Raw genomic sequence first — 18,281 nt, forward strand, 5'->3', positions numbered from 1 at the left:
AGCGGCGCAGTCCAGTAGTTGCCAATCAGGCTAAAGCACCACGCCACCGGGTCCAGGGCGCTTGGCATCCCCGAGTTGATGGCGTGGAATAGCGCGACGTTCCAGCCGCCCCAGTCGTACACGAGGAACTTCCAATTCATTTGCGCAGCAACCTCAGCCCGTTGCCGACCACCAGCAGGCTGGCGCCCATGTCGGCAAACACCGCCATCCACATGGTGGCCTGGCCTGTAAAGGTCAGTGCCAGGAACACGACCTTGATGCCGAGCGCCAGCGCAATGTTCTGCTTCAGCACCCCGGCCGTGGACCGGGATAGTCGTACAAACGCCGGGAGCTTGCGCAGATCGTCGTCCATCAGCGCAACGTCGGCCGTTTCGATCGCCGTGTCCGTCCCGGCCGCGCCCATTGCGAATCCAATATCGGCCCGTGCCAGCGCCGGCGCATCGTTGATGCCATCGCCGACCATGCCGATGGTTCCTTGTGCGGATCGGCGCTCGATTTCGCGCTGCTTGTCTTCCGGCAGCAGATTACCGCGAGCCTCGTCGATACCGACCTGCTGCGCAATCGCCTCTGCGGTGTGCGGATTGTCGCCGCTCAGCATCAAAGTCTTGATGCCCAGTGCGTGCAATTCCTTGATCGCTTGGCGACTGCTGTCCTTGATGGTGTCCGCCACACCGAACAACGCGCGTACGCCGTCCTGGCCGATCAGCATCACGACCGTTTTGCCCTGGGTTTCCAGCACGGCAAGCTGTGCTTCCAATGCCGGCGAACACACGCCCAGTTCCTCGACCAGACGATGATTGCCCAGGTGATAGAGCGCACCGTTGACATGGCCCCGGACGCCGCGTCCGGGCAAGGCCGCAAAATCGGTGACGTCGCGCAGGGCTAGGCCTTGGTCCTGCGCCGCGCGGGCCACGGCCAGGGAGACGGGATGGTCGGAGCGGGCAGCCAGGCTAGCTGCCAGGATCTGGGCGGCGGACGCGTCCGCACCGTTCCAGGCCACGACGTCCGTCTGCGCTGGCTTGCCGTGCGTGATCGTGCCGGTCTTGTCGAGCGCCAACCATTTCAGCTTGCGTCCCTCTTCCAGATAGACGCCGCCCTTGATGAGGATGCCGCGCTTCGCGGCGGCCGCCAGGCCGCTCACAATGCTCACCGGCGTCGAGATCACGAGCGCGCAGGGGCAAGCAATCACGAGAAGAACTAGGGCCTTGTAGATCCAGTCCAGCCAAGTCGCACCGAAGACCAGCGGAGGGACGATGGCCACCGCAAGCGCAACCGCGAACACAATGGGCGTGTACAGCCGGGCGAACTGGTCAACGAAGCGCTGCGTGGGCGCTCGACTGCCTTGCGCGGCCTCGACGGCGTGAATGATCCGTGCCAGTGTGGAGTCGCTTGCCGCTGCGGTGACGCGATATTCGAACGACCCGGATTCGTTGATGGTGCCGGCGAACACGGAGTCGCCCGCTGCCTTCTCGACCGGCAGGCTCTCGCCCGTGATCGGCGCCTGATTGACGGATGACCGCCCCTGCAGAATCGTGCCATCGAGCGCGATGCGCTCGCCCGGCTTGACCCGCACACGGCTGCCAACGGCCACGGTCTTGGCATCGACGTCGGACCAACTGCCGTCGCTGCGCTGTACCGTGGCTGTCTCCGGGGCGAGATCCATCAGCCCCCGGATCGCATCTCGGGCGCGGTCCAGCGAACGGGCTTCGATGACCTCCGCCAAGGCGAAGAGGACCATCACCATCGCCGCTTCCGGCCAATGGCCGATCACCATCGCCCCAGTGACTGCGATCGACATGAGGGCGTTCATGTTCAGGTTGCGGTTCTTGAGCGCGATCCAGCCTTTCTTGTAGGTGGACAGCCCGCCGGTCAGGATCGCGGCCAGCGCCAGGATCACCACCACCCAATGGTTGCCACCGTTGAGCCAATACACCACTTCCGCCAAGACGGCGTTCGCGCCGGCAATGGCAAGCGGCCACCATTTGGTGGGCGCGGCATCTTGTTCGGGAAGCGGTGCTGCGGCAGAGCGGTCGCGCACCTCGGCATCGAAGCCAAGCGACTGAATGGCAGCCAGCACTTGCGGTAGCGCATCGGCAGCGTGTTGAACGGCGAGTGTGCGTTGGACGAGATTGAACTGCATGTCTGACACGCCCGCCATGCCCGCCAGCTTGCCGCGAATCAGCGTTTCTTCGGTCGGGCAGTCCATCTGACGAATGGTCAGGACTGTGCTCTGCCCGGCGGGGCTTTCATCGGCGCGAACCGCTCGCATGCCAACGGCTGCCAAGGCTTGCTCGATCGGCGCCGGGGATGGCAGCCGGTGCTGGACGGCCAGCGAACGCTGCATCAGGTTGAACTCAAGGTTGACCACGCCGGGCAGCGCCGCCAGCTTATTGCGAATGAGCGTTTCTTCCGTCGGGCAGTCCATGTTGTCGATCCGGTAGCGGGATCGTTTCAGGTCAACAGCCGCCGCATCGCCGTCCGCCGGCGTCACCACGTTGGTGGCAGCACAACCGCACCCCTTGGAGCCGCAATCACTCACAGCACCTCCCTTTGTCGCTTGAAATGGATTGGACTCAAGTACACACTCTATAGCTACTATAGAGTCAAGGGACTTCGGCCCGACATCATGAACATTCAGATCGGTGAATTCGCCAAGCGCACGGCCTGCCCGATTCAAACCATCCGGTACTACGAGCGCGAAGGCCTGTTGCCGCCGCCGGACCGCAGCTCGGGCAACTTCCGGCTGTACAGCGAGCGGCACATTGAGCGGCTGCAGTTCATCCTCCACTGCCGGTCATTGGACATGCCGCTGAACGACGTGCGGACACTCCTGCGCTACCGCGAGCGACCGGACGAGGATTGCGGCGCGGTGAACACCCTCCTGGACAAGCACATCGAGGAAGTCGAGCGGCGTATCGAGGCACTGGGGGTGTTAAAGCACCATTTGTGCGCGCTGCGCGAGACCTGTTCCGACGGGCGAGCTGCAGAAGCTTGCGGAATCCTGCAGGGGTTGTCCGAAGGTAGCGGCACGTGCACTGGAGACGGCACGCACCGCTGACACGAAGGGGAATGGCCGAACGGGTTCGCTATGTGACCCCTTCGGCCGCATGTTTTTTGACCAGCGCGACATCTGCGTCACGAAACATGAATTACAATCATTCTCATTTAAAGCCATTTCTCCCGCTTCGCCGGTAGGCTCTTCATGCAACTGCAGCGCGTCGTCACCCTCATCCTGTTCTACCTGCTGACATCGGTTTCAAGCGCGTACGCCGACACGCTGTCCACTCAAGACAAGACCAAGCAGGTCTGGCAATTACTCGACTATCTGGCGGTCGATTACGGTCGCTCCGTCAAGGACGGCCAGGTGGCCAATGCCGATGAGTACGCCGAAATGCAGGAGTTTGCGCATGCGGCGCAGCGCCAGATTGCCGAGTTGCCGGCGGGGCCACAGACGCAAGCCTTGCTCAAGGATGCTGGCGCGTTGCGCACGCTCATCGCCGACAAGGCCGCACCCACCGTCGTCGGTGAACAGGCGCATAAGCTCGCGGACAGCTTGCTGGCCGCCTACCCGGTGCCGATGGCGCCCAGCAAGGTGCCCGACCTGAAGCATGGAGCTACGCTGTATCAAAGCCAGTGCGCGTCCTGCCATGGCAACACCGGACACGCCGATGGTCCGCTGGCCGCCAAGCTGAGCCCGCCCCCCATAGCCCTGGCCGATCATCAGCGCGCCCAGGAGCGCAGCGTCTTCGCCCTCCAGCAGATCATCACGCGCGGTGTCGAGGGCACCTCGATGCCGAGCTTCGCGCAGCTCACTGACGATGATCGCTGGGCACTGGCCTATTTTGCGTCGACCTTGTCCTATTCCGATGCGGACCGGCAAGCCGGCGCCAAATTGTGGGCATCCCGCCCGGAGCTGCATAGCGCGGTGCCGACGCTCGCCAAGCTCAGCCAGACGCCAGAAGCGTTGCTGGCCAAGACGATCAGCCCGGATGCCGCGCGGCAATTGACCGCCTATTTGAGAAGCGCGCCGGATGTGCTGAACGCCTCCAACGCAGACAGTCTCGCAATCGCCAAGGACAAGCTCAAAGAGAGCGTAGCCGCCTTCGACCAGGGCGACAAAGCGACTGCCTCGCGCCTGGCGCTCTCCGCCTACCTCGACGGCTTCGAGCCGGTCGAACCGGCCCTGGCCGCCAAGAACCAGTCGCTGTTCCAGGACATCGAAAAAATGATGGGCCTGTATCGCAACGCGATCACTACCGGTCAGGCCGAGCAGGTACGGGACATCGCGCAGCATCTGCAGACGATGCTGACTGAAGCCCAGGATGCACTGGGTGGCACCAACGACCCGCTGTCGACGTTCCTGGGCGCCTTGACGATCCTGCTGCGCGAGGGCCTGGAGGCACTGCTTGTCGTGGTCGCCATGATGGCCTTCCTGAAGAAGGCCGAACGCACCGACGTGCTGCCATACGTCCATGCCGGCTGGATTGTTGCGCTGGCCGCCGGTGGACTGACGTGGGCCGTCGCTACCTACCTGGTGGATTTGAGCGGTGCCAGCCGCGAGATGACCGAAGGCTTCTCGGCAATCTTTGCGGCCGTGGTCCTGCTCGGCGTGGGCATGTGGATGCACCAGAAGAGCCTGGCCGGTCGCTGGCAGGCCTATGTGAAGCAGAAGCTGTCCTCCGCGCTGAACAAGCGCTCGGCGATCATGCTGTTCGTGCTGTCATTCGTGACGGTGTACCGCGAGGTGTTCGAGACCGTGCTGTTCTACGCCGCGCTGTGGAGCGAAGGGAACGGCATCTACCTGCTGGCCGGCTTGGGCTCCGGGATTGCGATCCTGGCGATCATCGCCGTCGTGCTGCTGCGCTCCTCGGCGCGCCTGCCGATCCGCCAGTTCTTTGCCTTCAGCTCGGCTCTGGTCGCGGTCCTGGCAGTGGTGCTGATCGGCAAGGGCGTTGCGGCGTTGCAGAAGGTTGGTTTTCTGCACATCACGCCGATTTCGATGCCGCGTATTGACGTGCTGGGGATTTACCCGTCCATGCAGACGGTGATCGCACAGGTGGCGATCTTGCTGATCATTGTGCTCAGCTTCGCGTATAACCTCCGATCGCAGAAGGCATCGAGCAAAGCGTAGTCGCTACCTTGATTTGAGAGTTCAATGGCGGATATCGACAGGTATCTGCAGGCAGCGACCCGCGATCACACACGGCGCAGCTATCAGTCCGCCATCCGTCATTTCGAGCAAGAGTGGGGTGGCTTCCTGCCGGCCAGCGCCGACAGCGTTGCACGCTATCTGGCTGAGCACGCACAGACGCTTTCCATCAACACGCTGCGCCAACGGTTGGCTGCGATCGCGCAGTGGCACGTTTCGCAGGGCTTTCCCGACCCCACGCGAGCACCGCACGTCCGCAAGGTGCTCAAGGGCATCCAGGCACTGCACCCCGCGCAGGAGCGGCGCGCCAAGCCATTGCAGCTCGCCCAGTTGGAGCAACTGGTTGCCTCGCTGGATGCGCAGATCGCGACCGCCTCGTCTGAGGGCAACGCCCATCAACTCCAGGTGCATACCCGCAACAAGGCGCTGGTGCTGATCGGCTTCTGGCGGGGCTTCCGGTCGGACGAACTGAGTCGGCTGCAGATCGAGCACATCACGGTGGAGCCCGGCCGGGGCATGACGATTTTCCTGCCGCGCACCAAGACGGACCGCAACCATGTCGGTACGACCCACAAGGCGCCCGCGTTGTCGCGCTTGTGCCCAGTCGCCGCCTACGAGGCCTGGTTGGCGGCGTCCGGCCTGACCGAGGGCCCCGCGTTCCGCAGGATTGACCGCTGGAGCCGAATCGCAGCCGATGGACTGCAGGCCAGCAGCATCGTGCCTTTGTTGCGCGCGCTGCTCCATCGCGCAGGACTGCCGCAATCGGACCGCTACAGCAGCCACTCACTACGACGGGGCTTTGCAACCTGGGCGAACTCGAACCAGTGGGATCTCAAGATGCTGATGGAATACGTCGGCTGGAAGGACGTACGCTCGGCCATGCGCTATATCGACGCGGCCGACCCATTTGCCCAGCATCGGATCGAAACAGCGCTGTCGGTCGCACCCCGGCCGGGCATTGCAGTCTGACAGGTCCGGTCTGGCGGACCTCTGCCATTGCTTTGACGCAGTAACCTTGCATGAACCTCTAATAAACGCGATTGCGGCCGACCCGTGCCAAGCAGGACTTCATGCTTGGCTCGCACGCCGGCGAGGTGCCGCCTCCAACAGGGCATCCTGAAATTGGTGGATCTTGAAGCTCAAAACGCCCCGGAAATTCACATGGGCGAAGTGTGCCGGCCCCATGCGGCGCAGCCAGTCATCGTCGATCCGTTGCCCCTTGCGCTGCCACGTATCCACCGTCGTTTGCATCCGCTCGGTATTCCAGGCAATCACCAGATTGGTCAGCAGCGAGAGCGCCCCGGAAATCGCGATCATCTCGTCCTGGCGGCGACCGCGCTCGTGTTGGACCTTACTCATATAAATCGCCCGCTGGAGATGGTGCACGGATTCACCCCGATTGAGGAGCGTGCGCAACTCGCGACGAAACTCGATGTTGCTGAAAAAGTCGCATAGGAACAGCGTGCGCAGCAGCTTGCCCAGGTGATCCGCTGCCCGGTGGATCGGGTCACCCTGGGCAGCACTGCCGAAGCGTTGCAGCGCAACGATCGCGCTCACGCGCCCCGCGTGAATGGACGCCACCAGGCGTAGCAAGCCATCCCAGCCGTCGCGGATCGCCTTGAGTAGATAGCGTCAAGTAGTACTGCCGGTTTACCGTCGATCATCATTGCCGGTCGGCCGGGGTAATTGTCGGTGGTTAGTCGGGCATGGTTGTCGCTCCTCCCTCGTCATGGTTGTCGCTAGATGGTTGTCGGCGGCGCCCGGCCTGTTTGTCGCTGGCGGTGCGGCGCCGGTAGCTCTCGACGTTCATTTCAAAGATGGTTGAGTGATGCACCAGGCGGTCGATGGCGGCCACCGTCATCGAGGGGTCTGGGAACACGTCGTTCCAGCCGGAGAACGGTTGGTTGGCGGTGATCATCAGGCTGCGCCGCTCATACCGTTCGGCGATCAGCTCGAACAGCACGCTGGTCTCGGCTTGGTCCTTGCGGGCGTACGACAGGTCATCCAGGATGATCAGGTCGAATCGGTCGAGCTTGGCCAGGGCCGATGGCAACTGCAGGCTCTGGCGCGCGGCCTGCAGCTTCTGCACGATCTCGCTGGTGCGTGTGAACAGCACACGGTAGCCGGCGTCGATCAGTGCGTGGCCGATGCCCGATGCGAGATGGCTTTTGCCGGCGCCCGGCGGGCCGAACAGGAGCACCGTGGCGCCTTTCTCCAGCCACGCGTCGCCGGTGGCCAACGCCATCGCGTGCGCCTTGGAGACCATCGGCACCATGCCGAAGTCGAAGGCTTCCAGCGTCTTGGTCGGGTCCAAGTGCGACTCGGCGCGGTGCCGCTCGATACGCCGCTTGGCGCGCTCGGCAAGCTCGTGCTCCATCAGCGCGCCCAGCAGACGCGCAGCCTGCCAGCCTTCTTTGTCGGAGCGCTGCGCGAACTCTGGCCACAGCCGGGCGATGGTCGGCAGGCGCAATTCACCCAGCATCAGGGCCAGACGGCCGGCATCGAAGGTGGGCGCGTTCATGCAGCCACCCCCTTGGTCAGCAGATCGTCATAGGAACTGACCGGCGGTATCTCGACCTTGACCACGGGGCAGTCGGCCTGGCGTGGCGCAAACTCCTCGCGCAGCGCCTTCAGTTCGGGCAGAACGCCCTCGACCAGCAAGGTGTTGAGCTTGGCGGCCAGCACGGCCTCCACGCCATCGAGCGCGGCGATCTCCAGCAAGCCGACCATGGTCTTGCACGCCTCGCGCTGCGTGAGCTTCGCTTCGAGTTGCTCCCACGTCCGGCGATAGGCTTCGCGCGGGAACAACGCATCCCGGAACGCGAGCCCCTTGAACGCCTGAGGCTTGCGCTTGAGCCCCTCAATGAAGTGCCGGTAATCCAGCGCGTGCGCGTTGTTGTTGGCCCGAGATCCCCGAGGGACGCTGTGCACCAGTGCGCCACCCAGGTAGCAGTCCAGCCGGTCGGCATAGACCCGGACCTTCAAGCGGTGGCCGATCAGCCGCGACGGCGCACTGTAGAGAATGCCGCGCACCGTGAACGTGCTGCAGTGCGTTACACGCGCTTCTTCCTCAACGAAGTCGGTGGTTCGCCGCAATGGCAGATCTACCAGCCGCTCCCGCTCAATGCGGAAGGCCGCCGCATTGCGCCGATTGCGGCGCATCACGACCTCACGCAGGAACGCATCGTAGGCTGCCCGATCGTCGAAGTCACGATGCCCGCGCAGCATCAAGGCTTGATCGACGGCCTCCTTCAGATAGCGGTGGGAGGATTCCACGCTGCCGTTCTCATGACCCTGGCCGCGATTGTTGCGTGTGCCGATCATGCCGTAGTGCTCAAGCAGCGCGGCGTAGCGCGTGGTGAAGTCCTGCTCATCCTGCAGGTTCTTGAACGCTGCTGACAGGCTGTCGGTACGGTGCTCGCGAGGACAGCCGCCGGCCTGCCACAGTGCGTTCTGCAAGCCACCGGACAGCGCCTCGAAGCTCTCACCACCTTCCACCACGCAGGCGTACTCCCAGCGCGAGAAGGCCAGCACGTAGTGGTACAGCCGGTGCGCGAACGACGCGCTGGCGATCGTCACGCCCAGATCGGCCATGTCAGTGAAGTCCGACAGACCTTGCACGCCGGGCTCGTGTTGCTGTGGGAAGAACACTTCCTTGGGCGGCCCAGACACTGCCCGCCATTGCTGCACACGGCGCTCCAGCGTGCGTCGCGTGCTGTCGGGATACCGATCCGGGTGGTCGTCCTGGAGCTTGCGCAGGATCGTGATCGCCTGCAGGCGCGGCGCGTTCACGAGCATCGGCACGACCTCGGATTCCCAGACCTCTGAGAACGGGTCCGGACGGGATCGCCAATAGCGTCGAGGCTTCTGTGATGGCAGCCTGCCATCGTGTTCGATGTTTCGCGCACTACGTACGCTGATGCCCGCCTTGGCGGCGGCGACTTCCTGAGTGTGGTGTTTGCGCTTGGACATATACAGGCGGACCTGATGGTCGGTGATTCGAGTTCCAGTCATCTAGCTGACCGCTCCGCAAGGTGCGATCAGCCATCGTAGAACCCGGCCGACTCGGCGCCGCCGGTGGGGCGAAGCCTCCGGCGGCTACGCCGCCTACGCCTTCGCCCCATCGGCAATGATGTTTGTCGCTACACCGGCAGAAATGATTGTCGCCGCCCACCTTGAGGGAGACCTCGTGCGACACGGCAGCCGACAATCCCTCCGTCACCGACAGGGCACGCGGCAGGTACAGCTTGCGCTCCGACAGGTTGCGCAGCCAGGGACAGAGGTCAAAGCCAAGTAGCTTGGCCACCGCCATCCCCACGTTCGTGTAGCCATGGGTGTCGACGGCGAGCCGCAGCAGCCCACCGTCAGCGCGGGTTTCGTTGTGACGCATGACGCCTTCGATCGCCGCGCCAGTTTGGCGCTCGTTGAGCACCATCGGCTGGTTGTAGACGATCCCATGCTGATCCAGCACGTGCGTATAGACGCCAGCGGCGTGCGTGCGTCGGCGGGGATCAGCGCGCGCGTAGAACAGATGTGGGGACGTGTCCAGGCTCATGGAGTCGCTGGAGGCGAGTTGGCCGGTGCCCCATAGATCGGTGATCGGGTGCGTGCGCTGGAACTCCACCACACGTTCGTTGGCGCGGCGCAGCCGGCCGGGCATTTCCAGGGAGCGCATCGCGGTGGAGACGTGCGCGAGGTCCAACTGCGGGATCATCGCCGCGACGCCCTTGGCATCCAGTTCGGTGCCGTGCGCGATCAGGGCTGCATAAAGGGAGACGAGTTCGTGGGCATCCCGCGCCTTGCGCGCCAACAGCACTTCACTGAAATTGGTGCGCGCATCCATCTCCAGAATCATGTCGGCAAACTGTGCGCTGCCGATGTCCTTGAACAGCAGATCTCGGGTGCGTTGAGGCGTGGTATCCGTGGTCTGCGCTTCCAATGGCGACAAATGCAGGATGCCGTCCGCGTCGATCGTAAAGTGGCCAGCCTCACGGGCCTCGTCCAGCGCAGCGAGACCCGCCTTCAAATGCTCGGTCAGGCGATCAAGATAGAGCCTCGCTTGGCTTGGCAGGCCGAGCGAAGACAGATGCCGGTCGCGGTCGACCTCCCACTGTGCCGGCGGAATCAGCAACTGGTCTCGTTCTCGAAACGACAGGCTATGGTTGATCCACACCGTGCCGCGGCGCAGCCCCTTGCGCAAACTCATTACAGCAGAGGCCTCCAAGGCACGCAGCGCGCGCTGGCGGTCCTCACCGTCGACCAGGTCGCGCCAACTGGCGCTCACTGGCACATTGCAGTCTGGCGGCAACTCCGTCATGCCCCGATCGTGCAAACCGCCAACGAGATCGAGTTGGCGCATGGCAGGATCGTTACCGTGACTGGCGAATTCCAACGCCCGCAAGGGTGTCAGGAGGTTGCGGAGTCGGTGGTGGTCTTCGGTAAGGGTTTCGCGCACGCTTGCGGCGTGACTTGCCGGCGGCCGACTGGACAGACCCTTAAGCAGCTTGCCGATGTCGGCCAGTCGGTCCTCGGCCGAGCGGCGGGTATCGTCCACCAGGGCCTTGATCTCCACCAGTTGCTGCCGGTATTCGATCGCCGAGCGGGCTTGCTTCGTCGTGGTCTTGTTGTACGCCTGCCGGACCAGGTCTGAGATACGGCGCCCGCTTTGGTACACCATGGCGTCAGTCAACTCCAGCAAGGTGACACGCAGGAAGAACACCAGTTCGAGCGTGCGCGTCGACGCTTTGAGTTCGCGGATTTTGGCGGGACGGCGGGCCTGGATACGTTGGCCGTAGGCCCGCTGTTTCTCGATGGGGACCGCGTCAAATGTCCAGGTATGCGCGCCGAGGTCCTTCAAGAAGCTGATCTTGGCCAGCATCTCGGTCATCGTTGACGGGCTGTGGCGCGCGGGTGGGGTCTTGAGCCATTCCAGCACCGTCGTGCCCGATGTGGCGTGCTGGGCAAACACCGCAGCCTCGGCCCGCAGGATCTGCTCGCGCGAGACCACCACGTCGATCATGGCCAGCAGATCCCGCTCGATGCCCGCCCAGATGGAGCGGGCCAGATCCTGCAGCGCACGCGTCGACGGGATCAGAATGCGCCGTTCGTACAACCAGTAGTGCGCGTGCTGAAGCAGTTCCTCAACGGTCAGCGATTCGGCGGCGTCCTGACGCATCCAGGCTTCGAGTCCGGCCCATTGCTCGTCATCGAGGCGTGTCAGGCCCAGATATTGGAGGGCCCAGACCTGATGCTCATACAGCGTCGGGTATCGCTGGTAAATGGTGCGCAGCGAGGCGATCGTTGGTGTCTCGACGGCGAGTTTTTCGCCGATATAGCGCAGCAACTGACGGGGGAGTGTGTTGAGTTGGTCCAGCGTACGGCCGCTGGCGCGCAGAAAGACCAACTGAATGGCGACTCCAGGGCGGCTGGCGCGTCGGAACTTCTGGTTGATCGCGGCGACATCGCTAGCGGTCAACGCGAAGTAATGCTCGACGTCGAACTCCGGCAGACGCGTGGGTAGGGAGTCTCTTCCCACATAGCGAAATTCCAAGCCCGGCATCTTGTGCCCCCGTCAAGGTGGCGCGATCCGAAATCGCGGGCGAATATCGTACTCCCGAAGTCACTGGAGGGCAGCAGACAATTGTCGGCAGAGACCTGGGGCCCTTATGAATAAAGGCTCTGCGGGGAAACCGTAAGAAAATGCACGAAAAGGACAATTACCCCGCAAACTGCGGAAACAACGTGGCCAGCGCCTGCTGATCGGTTTCGACGAACGTGCGCAGGCCATCCATCGCGACGACCAGTTGGTGATCAAACATGTCCGCTTCATCCGACAGATCAACGCGGACCGAGGCCTTGAAGGCTGCGAGCGCCTTCTCGCGCGTCACGTCTGCCCCCATCCAGCCCAGACTGCGAATGAACGTGTGCACTTCTTTTTTTCTGTGGGAGAAGCCGTTCAGCATCGACGGCTGAGATTTGAATCGTAGTCATTTCGATATCTCAAAAAAAAAATGGTCCGCCTCTGGTGAGAGCGGACCAATATGGTTGGTGGAACCTACTGAGTGGCCAGTGCGACCACATCGATGACAGCATCGGCCTCGTCGACCAGATCGGGTGTTTGCGAGATGAAGAACTCCCGCTCATACCCTCCCTGGCGCAACACCTCGCGCTTCATTTTCATGAACTCGCGCTTGCGCTCCGGATCAAGCGGGCCATCCGCCTCGTCCGTGAACAACGTCTGGAAGGCGGTGCCGGCGCCCTGCGCGCGATATAGCGCAATACCACGCGTCAGGCATTCGTTGATCCACACCTTCTGCCCGCCGGACATGACCGCGAACTCCTTCTCGCTGTCAGCCTGAGCGTCGTGGACACGAATCTCAAACCCCTCACGCTTATCGCCGTTGGCCAGCTCCGTTTGCGTGTGGATACCGATTGTGAATCGGGGTCCATAGCACGCCAGGAGCAGGTCGTTGACCTTCTTCGTGATTTCAGGGCCTGCATCGTCGATCGACAGCGCAATCACACCGTCATTGCCCAAGGCCTTGCCGAGCAGCTTCCACGACGAAATCTCGTCGGAGATCCGCTCTGCCTTACGCTGCACAACGGGTAGTGCCTCCAGATCAACCAGGAGGCCCTGCCGCTCGGTGCTGAGCGCAGTCTGAGTCCGGATCAGTGCTTCAATCCGGCCTTCGAACTGGGCAATGCGCTCGCGCGAGCTGGCAACCTGACGATCAAAGTCCGCGATCTTTCCGGTAACGTCGGCACTTTGCAGTGACGTAACCTCCCGGTTGATCGTGGCCAACTGATCGTCCGTCGCAACAACGTCGCGCTGGTATCGCTCCTTTCGGGCGGCAGCTTCGGCGTTCAGCTCGACCAGATCACGCTCGGCCTTCGCCAGCGCCTCTTGGGCGTCGTCAAGCAATGGCTTCTGCGCAGCAAGTTCGGTCAGCCGTTGCAACTCCCGTTGGTCGGCCGCCACCTGCCCCTGCAGTGCTCGAAGTGAAGCACGTTGGCCCGCCAACGGCGCGAGCTGCTCATCGAGCGCCGTCTTGAGCTTGAGCTTGTCCCGGTAGCCGGTTCGAAGCTCTGCCAACGAGATCCGCACTTCCGTGAGATCCGTGCTCGCCCTGCGCGCCTGAGCCAGCAATGGGCACGTCGAGTGCATCGGATTGTCCCGGCACGGAACAGACTCAATGACGTCGGCCTGGCCCTTCAGCGACTTTTCAAGGACAGCCTTCGATTCACCTTGACCGGCCATGTTTTGCAACTCGCCGATGATGCGCGATTGGTCAGGCACAACCTTTTCGAGCTGAGCAATCCCCTCTTGCAGCCGAATTGCCTCCGACTGTCGCTGCGCGACGTTTAATTGCAAAGCATCGCGAGAGGTTGCGGCCGCCAGGATGGCGGGGCTGCTGGCCAGGATTGCGCGGCGGCTTGAAATGACGGCCCCCAGTTCCTTGGCTTGCGCCTCGGTACGTTGCACGGCAGCCCGTTCGTCGTTGTCAAGCGTTCGGCGCCTTGCTTCCTGGGCCACCTTCTGTTGGCCAAGCTCACGCATGCGCGCTTCTGCTACGGTGCTGCTCGCCCGCTTGGCTGCAAGCGTCGCACGCTCCTGAACCATCTGCGCATTGGCCTCCAGCTCACGATCACGCGCCTGGCGGGTCTCAACCAACGAGGCCTCCGCCTGCTCGATCTCCAAGGAGAGTCGTGCAACACGATCGCGCCGACCAACCAGGCTTGTGATGTTGTGCTGAACGACATCCAAAGCACGGCCGAGGCACTTCGCCACGTCCATAGCCTTGCCCGACAGCTCACGCATCCGCTCCAGACCAAGCAGCTCAGCAAGCAACTTCTTGATCTCAGAGGTCTGGTAGCCAGCAATCGGCCGTCGGTTCTGGGCAGAGAAGACGCTGGTGAAGAAGGCCTCCGATGATCCGAGGACCGATTCCACACAGCGGTTGTACGTCTCCGCCTTACCGTCAGACAGCGATCCGTCCGCCAGTTGAACCGGTTGCCATGCGCCGTCCGGGCCGCGCAGAAACAGGTAGTACTCGGCCTTGCGCGTCTTGCCAGAATTTCGAAACGCGAACTGTGACCGGTATTGCTGGCCATCGTGCTCCCATTCCAAGTCCTTCTCGGCCCGGGTACCCGTGAGGTGGTCCCAGTACGAAAACGCATCGGCCGACATCTTCGATGCATGGCTAGGCATCAGCGGATACGGATGCAGGTTGTCCATGATCGTCGTTTTGCCGGCACCGTTAGGTCCCACCACGGCGATCAGTCCGGTCGGCAGCTCGCGCAGGTCGACCGTGACACTGTCGCGGTGCATCCCATCCAGGATGCCGCGAAAGCCAGACAGGGTCAGTTTGAGAGGTCGCATGGCGCCCCCTCACCGCTGAAGCCAGTCATGTAGTAGTCGCCGGGGATCTCCAGCACCTCATGCGAGTCGTCATAAGTGACGACGACGTCGACTTCAGGCTTGCCGGCGAGTGCACGCTCGAACGAACGCACGGCCGCGAAAAATTGCGTCCGCGCCAGGTCAAGCACCTGCGGAAAGGTGGTGCATGCGGTCAAGGCCTTGAGTTCAGCCTCACTCCACTGGCTGGTGTAGCCGTTGGAGAGGGACCACAGAAGGTTCTGCACCTGGACCGTGGGCGCTACGGTAAAAACCGTGCGCTCACCGTCCGTTTCGACAGCCATGACGAGCATGTGGCCGCGCGTGGCGATCACCGCGCCACGACCATGACCAAACGGCTGGAACAGCATCGCACGAGTGAATTCGTGCTTGCTCACCAACCGCGCGGCCAACTCGGAGGCCGGCAGGTCGGCTTCAAAGCAACGGGTCCACTGGGAACCTGCGGGATAAAGAATCATGATGCACTCCAAAAATTGGGCGAAGCGCATCCCCAACGGGTTGTGCGCCCGTCCGGGTTCAAAGGAATAGGTACTGCTGGTCGATGCGTCGTAGACGCGGGGAAAACCGAGTTTCGACAGCCCCGAAGGCTGTCGGAACGTGGCTCACACGTTCAAGGGTTGGGCGGCATCTGCCGCGAAAAGGTCATCGGTCAGCCAATCCAACGACGATTGGTTCTGAACTTGGTCAGCGTGCTGCAAGGCCGGCTGAACTGTCACCGGCTCAGCCGTGGCGGACGCCACCGTTTCACCGCTGTCAGCAGCAGACCCGCTCTCCAACGAGGCGACCACTCGATCCGCGATGTCTTGCGGCTCCAGTGCCTCCAGGATGGACAGGCGCTCCAGCAACGCATCCGGCTTCACGTCGGTCAAACCGCACCAACGCTGAACCTTTTCACCGAGAGTCGCAGCGCGGCTGATGCCCTCCGCACGGCTTCTGACGGCGGGCAACACACGCGGATCCAGCTTCAGCTCCGCGGCGCCGGCGAACAGCGTGCGGATGGCCTCGCGGTCGACAAGCTGGCGATGCTCCTCGTCAATGGTCCAGCGAATGCGCACGAACTTGTCCTGCGTCTGCTCGGCGATGTTGGCTAGGCGCTCCAGATCCGGCGGACCATCGAAATCGACGCAGACCGTTTCGCGCGCCGGCGTTTCCACCTGCATCGCTTCTGCACGGCCCGGCGTGATCTGCCAGTTCAGGTAGCCCTTCTTGCCTTTTTCGCCGTAGTGGAAGCACCCGATGGAGCCGGCGTAACCCACCAGCCGGCCTTCGCGTTCCCACAACTGCATTGCATGGATGTGTCCCAGCATGAAGGCATCGCACTCGGCTTCGAACAGCGCGCCAAGCGAGAACTCATGGTCGAAACCGGCCATCGGTACGCCGTGTTCGGTGTAGCAGCCATTGACCGTTCCATGAGACACACCGATGGTTCGGATGCCCTTGGAACGCAACAGCCGATTCACCTTGCCGGCAGCACCGAGGAACACCGCCAGGTGGTCGCCGACGGCGGTTGCCGCCTCCATGGCGCCCACGATGCCCGCCAGCACAGCCTTGTTGACGGTCGGCACGCAGGTGAACACCGCAGAGGGCGTGCCCTCCTGCAAAAGCGTGTGCAGCTCGTCGGCGGTGAACAGCGGGCCAGCCGACGGCTGGAACGTCGATCCGATAAGCGCAACCTGGTGGATGCGATCGGCGACGTACACGGGATAGCGACTGCCGATCAACCGGAACAGGTCCAGCGTGCCGGGCGGCTCATGCGAGAACGTCCCCTGCAGCATCAGGACCGGCATGTGACCCGACAGCGCGTGAATGCGTTCGGCCAGCACGCGAAGCGCCGGTGTGTGTGCATCGAGCCGGTGATCCGTTGCATCGCCGGAAACAACACCCAAATCGCAGCCGCGCGAGATCGCATCCTCCACTGCAAAACCGAAGCACCGGTCCGCTTCCACCAACCGCTCAGTCGAATAGTGCAGGTCGGAAAAATGACCCACGTGAAGGCTCTCGCCATCGTTGGGCATGCTCACCTCCTATGGAATAGCTGCGACCAGAACGGCCACAGCAACGGAAAAGAAAAACGGCGTCGGGGAAACTCCCGACGCCGCACGTTGATGCTACGACCAGGCGCCAAGCCGGCGCAGGTCAAGCTGAGAACAGACTGCCATCGAACTCCGCTTTCACCTTCTCGCGGAAGGCGGGAGGAGACACGAGAGCCACACCCATCTCATCGATCAGCGCTCGCATGTCCTGCTCGCGCTTGGTCCAGCCCTTGCCGAACTTGGAGTGTGCATACACGCGCAAATGCTCGCGCGTTTCCTGCCCCTCCATGCCCAGCGCCACGATGAGACGTTCAAACTGCTCGGCGATAGAAGCTCCGGCAGGCGGCTCGTTCTGCGCTCCTGGCTGACCACCCTCCTCGCCTGACGTCGGCGTGGCGGTGATGGCCTGCTCGGCAGTCGGTTGCTCCAGAAGGGCAACCGTCTGCGTGCCGACATCGATCGCCGCACCGATCTGGTCTGCGCCGTCCAGCAGCGCGCCCAGGTCGATTTCGGCATCCAGCGTGGTGAGCCATTGCTTCTGGCGCACCGGCAAGCCGTTATCGTCGATGCGGGAGATCTCCACTTCCTGCTTGGAGAGCCAGAACTTGGTGCCGACCAGTCGGCCGCCGCGGGCGATTGCCACCGTCTGCATGGCCGCATGGGCCTTCTGCAGGACGTAGATCGAATTGGTTGGCAACTCGATCAAGCCCAGACCCTTGATGTCCGGAATGGCAAACAGGAAGCTGGCGGTGAGATTGCAGTGTCGGTCCTGGTACTGCGGGCAGACCTGCGGGTCGCATACGCCATCGGGGATGGCGTCGTCCTGCCGCAGGATGATCGTGCGGCCGCCGAAGATGCGCTTGGCTCGCCTGGCGCGATCGCTGCGCTCGACAGGTGCGTACGTCTTGCATTGGCGAAGACCGTCCGCCCCGTACTGCGACCAGAACACCCGCCCTGAGCCGTTGAATACCGCCAGCTCGTTGGGGATGTTGCGCAACCAGTCATCGAACGCAAAGACAACTGGAAAGCGCCAGAGCTTGTGGCCGTCGCCGCGATCCTCCCCGTAGCGGGTCAGAATCTCTTCCGCGATGGCAGGATTCGTGAAATCACTGCCACGACACGTGAAGTACGGCGTATTGCGGGGGATGAGGGCGTAGCTCAGGCCGGTTCTTCGTTCGATCTCGGAACCGATGTCCTCGAACGAGAGCCCTTGGGCGAGAAGCGCGTCGTGAATCTGGACGGCTTGGGGATTCTCCCTGGCCTTCTTGGTGAGGACCTTGATGCCAGGGCGGATCTTTCCAATGACGGGCGGCCGCAGGGGCCGCTCCTCAATTATGCTGCGCGGGGTCGCGAAGCCTGGGTGGGTTGGGATTGCGTGCATGAAACGCTCCTGTTGTTCAGGTACTGAACGACTTTGGAACGAAGGTCCTTAGCACGGTCCCCAAGATGCAGGGCGGCGTCGGCCCCGCGTTGGGTCGTTACTTCGTTGAGATATGCCGCTCGCGCGGCGTCGGAAAGGCTGGCAACGTGCGCCGCCTCGCAAAAATTTTTCCAGCTGTACGGCTGGTCCTTGTACTTCGGTCGACGGGCGTGGATCAGTTCGGCGATCTGCGCCTTGATCTGGGATTGCAACGTCATTTCGAGTGCCATGGTCAGCTCCTCCGTGTGGGGTCTCTCACTTAAA

12 protein-coding genes and 2 pseudogenes are annotated in these 18,281 nt (G+C 62.8%); 3 read left to right on the top strand and 11 right to left on the bottom strand.

Annotation, left to right across the window (positions count from 1 at the left end):
- Nucleotides 1-136 precede the first annotated feature (136 nt).
- Nucleotides 137-2,539: a heavy metal translocating P-type ATPase gene (locus AAHM38_RS13930; RefSeq protein ID WP_012435722.1), complete on the bottom strand. Its 2,403-nt coding sequence runs from the start codon at nucleotides 2,537-2,539 to the stop codon at nucleotides 137-139.
- A gap of 87 nt (nucleotides 2,540-2,626) precedes the next feature.
- Here AAHM38_RS13930 and cadR point away from each other — a divergent pair, with 87 nt between their 5' ends.
- From cadR to AAHM38_RS13945, 3 genes are all read left to right on the top strand, one after another.
- On the top strand, nucleotides 2,627-3,058 hold the full coding sequence (gene cadR / locus AAHM38_RS13935) for a Cd(II)/Pb(II)-responsive transcriptional regulator (RefSeq protein ID WP_009277754.1): 432 nt from the start codon (nucleotides 2,627-2,629) through the stop codon (nucleotides 3,056-3,058).
- A 144-nt stretch (nucleotides 3,059-3,202) separates the two neighbouring features.
- Nucleotides 3,203-5,131, top strand: coding sequence for an FTR1 family protein (locus tag AAHM38_RS13940; protein WP_012435721.1), 1,929 nt, complete (start codon nucleotides 3,203-3,205; stop codon nucleotides 5,129-5,131).
- 24 nt (nucleotides 5,132-5,155) lie between these two features.
- The gene (locus tag AAHM38_RS13945; protein ID WP_012435720.1) at nucleotides 5,156-6,118 is read left to right on the top strand and encodes a site-specific integrase; all 963 of its coding nucleotides are present in this window, start codon (nucleotides 5,156-5,158) and stop codon (nucleotides 6,116-6,118) included.
- 99 nt (nucleotides 6,119-6,217) lie between these two features.
- Here AAHM38_RS13945 and AAHM38_RS13950 read toward each other — a convergent pair.
- The 10 genes and pseudogenes from AAHM38_RS13950 to AAHM38_RS13995 all read right to left on the bottom strand — a co-directional run.
- Nucleotides 6,218-6,772 (bottom strand): annotated as a pseudogene (locus tag AAHM38_RS13950) (Tn3 family transposase); the annotation flags it as partial.
- Between the two features lie 73 nt (nucleotides 6,773-6,845).
- Nucleotides 6,846-7,670, bottom strand: coding sequence for an IS21-like element helper ATPase IstB (istB, locus tag AAHM38_RS13955; RefSeq protein WP_342234288.1), 825 nt, complete (start codon nucleotides 7,668-7,670; stop codon nucleotides 6,846-6,848).
- On the bottom strand, nucleotides 7,667-9,163 hold the full coding sequence (gene istA / locus AAHM38_RS13960; RefSeq protein ID WP_342234289.1) for an IS21 family transposase: 1,497 nt from the start codon (nucleotides 9,161-9,163) through the stop codon (nucleotides 7,667-7,669). The genes istB and istA overlap by 4 nt, the downstream gene beginning before the upstream one ends.
- Before the next feature lie 160 nt (nucleotides 9,164-9,323).
- A pseudogene (locus AAHM38_RS13965) lies at nucleotides 9,324-11,708 on the bottom strand (Tn3 family transposase); the annotation flags it as partial.
- A gap of 157 nt (nucleotides 11,709-11,865) precedes the next feature.
- Nucleotides 11,866-12,111 carry a hypothetical protein gene (locus AAHM38_RS13970; RefSeq protein ID WP_012435718.1) on the bottom strand — a complete coding sequence of 82 codons (246 nt, stop codon included), beginning with the start codon at nucleotides 12,109-12,111 and terminating at the stop codon, nucleotides 11,866-11,868.
- A gap of 92 nt (nucleotides 12,112-12,203) precedes the next feature.
- Complete coding sequence (locus tag AAHM38_RS13975; protein ID WP_342234291.1) at nucleotides 12,204-14,528, bottom strand: AAA family ATPase; 2,325 nt, start codon at nucleotides 14,526-14,528, stop codon at nucleotides 12,204-12,206.
- Nucleotides 14,510-15,022, bottom strand: a complete 513-nt coding sequence (locus AAHM38_RS13980) for a hypothetical protein (RefSeq protein ID WP_342234292.1) — start codon at nucleotides 15,020-15,022, stop codon at nucleotides 14,510-14,512. Before AAHM38_RS13980 ends, AAHM38_RS13975 begins: the two co-directional genes overlap by 19 nt.
- Before the next feature lie 144 nt (nucleotides 15,023-15,166).
- Nucleotides 15,167-16,579, bottom strand: a complete 1,413-nt coding sequence (locus tag AAHM38_RS13985) for a metallophosphoesterase family protein (protein ID WP_342234293.1) — start codon at nucleotides 16,577-16,579, stop codon at nucleotides 15,167-15,169.
- Nucleotides 16,580-16,700: 121 nt separating this feature from the next.
- On the bottom strand, nucleotides 16,701-17,978 hold the full coding sequence (locus AAHM38_RS13990; protein WP_182594178.1) for a recombination directionality factor: 1,278 nt from the start codon (nucleotides 17,976-17,978) through the stop codon (nucleotides 16,701-16,703).
- Nucleotides 17,930-18,247 (bottom strand): DUF7696 family protein, encoded by a 318-nt coding sequence (locus AAHM38_RS13995; RefSeq protein WP_342234294.1) that lies wholly within the window; start codon nucleotides 18,245-18,247, stop codon nucleotides 17,930-17,932. Before AAHM38_RS13995 ends, AAHM38_RS13990 begins: the two co-directional genes overlap by 49 nt.
- Between the last annotated feature and the right edge of the window lie 34 nt (nucleotides 18,248-18,281).

Source organism: Ralstonia sp. OTU4908 (assembly GCF_038440115.1).
GTDB classification, from domain to species: domain Bacteria; phylum Pseudomonadota; class Gammaproteobacteria; order Burkholderiales; family Burkholderiaceae; genus Ralstonia; species Ralstonia pickettii.

What these genes read in the sequence shown, in the direction of transcription:
- cadR (WP_009277754.1), top strand. Translation starts at nt 2,627, where the DNA reads ATGAACATTCAGATCGGTGAATTCGCCAAGCGCACGGCCTGCCCGATT.
- AAHM38_RS13940 (WP_012435721.1), top strand. Translation starts at nt 3,203, where the DNA reads ATGCAACTGCAGCGCGTCGTCACCCTCATCCTGTTCTACCTGCTGACA.
- AAHM38_RS13945 (WP_012435720.1), top strand. Translation starts at nt 5,156, where the DNA reads ATGGCGGATATCGACAGGTATCTGCAGGCAGCGACCCGCGATCACACA.
- istB (WP_342234288.1), bottom strand. Translation starts at nt 7,670, where the DNA reads ATGAACGCGCCCACCTTCGATGCCGGCCGTCTGGCCCTGATGCTGGGT.
- istA (WP_342234289.1), bottom strand. Translation starts at nt 9,163, where the DNA reads ATGACTGGAACTCGAATCACCGACCATCAGGTCCGCCTGTATATGTCC.
- AAHM38_RS13970 (WP_012435718.1), bottom strand. Translation starts at nt 12,111, where the DNA reads ATGCTGAACGGCTTCTCCCACAGAAAAAAAGAAGTGCACACGTTCATT.
- AAHM38_RS13975 (WP_342234291.1), bottom strand. Translation starts at nt 14,528, where the DNA reads ATGCGACCTCTCAAACTGACCCTGTCTGGCTTTCGCGGCATCCTGGAT.
- AAHM38_RS13980 (WP_342234292.1), bottom strand. Translation starts at nt 15,022, where the DNA reads ATGATTCTTTATCCCGCAGGTTCCCAGTGGACCCGTTGCTTTGAAGCC.
- AAHM38_RS13985 (WP_342234293.1), bottom strand. Translation starts at nt 16,579, where the DNA reads ATGCCCAACGATGGCGAGAGCCTTCACGTGGGTCATTTTTCCGACCTG.
- AAHM38_RS13990 (WP_182594178.1), bottom strand. Translation starts at nt 17,978, where the DNA reads ATGCACGCAATCCCAACCCACCCAGGCTTCGCGACCCCGCGCAGCATA.
- AAHM38_RS13995 (WP_342234294.1), bottom strand. Translation starts at nt 18,247, where the DNA reads ATGGCACTCGAAATGACGTTGCAATCCCAGATCAAGGCGCAGATCGCC.